Raw genomic sequence first — 1,609 nt, 5'->3', positions numbered from 1 at the left:
AGGAAGCGACGATGTTCGATTCCATCGTGCTGTCGACCGGCGGTCCGGAGTTCTACAAGAAGGCCTTCAACGACCTCGACGATGAATCGCTGAAGTCCGACACGATGAAGAAGTCGTTCGATAATCTGGCGACAATCATCAAATATGTCGACCCGAACTTCTCGGGCCGTGACTGGAACCTGGCAACGGCCATGGTCATCAAGGGTGACGCGCTGGTGCAGGTGATGGGCGACTGGGCCAAGGGCGAATTCGTCGCCGCCAAGAAGACGCCGGACACCGACTTCCTCTGCTACCGCTTCCCCGGCACCGACGGCAGCGTGGTCTACAACTCCGACATGTTCGGCATGTTCAACGTTCCTGATGACCGCAAGGCCGCCCAGGTGGCGCTGGCAACCGCAACGCTGTCGAAGAGCTTCCAGTCGGCCTTCAACGTCGTCAAGGGTTCGGTGCCGGCTCGTACCGACGTTCCCGATACCGACTTCGACGCCTGCGGCAAGAAGGGCATCGCCGACCTGAAGGCTGCCAATGAAGGCGGCACGCTGTTCGGCTCGCTGGCGCAAGGCTACGGCGCGCCTCCGGCCATCGCCAATGCCTATAAGGATGTCGTCTCGAAGTTCGTCCACGGCCAGATCAAGACCTCCGACGAAGCCGTCAAGCAGCTCGTCCAGGCGATCGACGACGCCCGCTGAGATCACGTGTGATGACAATGCTTCCCCGCGTGCTCCGCGGGGAAGCTTCAGGCTCCGCGCCGATCATGCGTGGACAATCATGCCCGGACGATCATGCAGAGCCGATCATGCAGGGCCGATTGTGGGGAGGAGATGACATTCCATGAGCACCGTTGCGACAACAGAACCCGCGATCACAACGCGCGGGACAAGAGCATCCATTCGTGGCCGGCTGCAGGATGCGCTGCCGAAGATCGTGCTGGCGCCGAGCTTCGTCATCACCATCATCTTCGTCTACGGCTTCATCGTCTGGACGGCCTATCTGTCGTTTACCAATTCCAAGACCTTTCCCTCCTATGCGCTGACCGGAGCACGCGCTTATCAGCGGCTGTGGCGCTGGACCTTCGAGAGCGATCCGCCGTCCTCCTGGTACACCTCGATCACCAACATGGCGATCTTCGGCTTCCTCTATATCGGCATCTGCCTGGTGCTCGGCCTGTTCCTCGCCATCCTGCTCGACCAGAAGATCCGCGGCGAGAGCGTGTTGCGGCCGATCTTCCTCTATCCGATGGCGCTCTCCTTCATCGTGACAGGCGTTGCCTGGAAATGGTTCCTCGATCCCGGCCTCGGGCTGGAACAGACGCTGCACCATTTTGGCTGGACAAGCTTCCACTTCGACTGGATCAAGAACAAGGACTTCGTCATCTACACCGTCGTCATCGCCGGCGTCTGGCAGGCGTCGGGCTTCGTCATGGCGATGTTCCTGGCGGGTCTGCGCGGCATCGACGGCGAGATCATGAAGGCCGCCCAGATCGACGGCGCTTCGCCATTCCAGCTCTATCGGCGCATCGTCATTCCGCTGCTGCGGCCGATCTTTCTGTCGGCCTTCATCGTGCTCGCCCATATGGCGATCAAGTCCTACGACCTCGTGGTGGCGCTGA

The 1,609-nt window shown here is 60.7% G+C and carries 2 protein-coding genes; both read left to right on the top strand.

All coding sequences use genetic code 11. The features are described from left to right. Positions 1-689 (top strand): ABC transporter substrate-binding protein (locus tag HX899_RS35415; RefSeq protein ID WP_246697246.1); only part of this gene is annotated, 689 nt, incomplete at its 5' end. 142 nt (positions 690-831) lie between these two features. After that, positions 832-1,609, top strand: a 778-nt coding sequence (locus tag HX899_RS34385) for a carbohydrate ABC transporter permease (RefSeq protein WP_181294521.1), incomplete at its 3' end; no start/stop codon positions are given.

It is taken from the genome of Rhizobium sp. WYCCWR 11146, assembly GCF_013591995.1.
Taxonomy (GTDB): Bacteria; Pseudomonadota; Alphaproteobacteria; order Rhizobiales; family Rhizobiaceae; genus Rhizobium; species Rhizobium indicum.
Note: the sequence above shows the minus strand (reverse complement) of the source record. Positions and strands in the feature narration are given on the sequence as shown.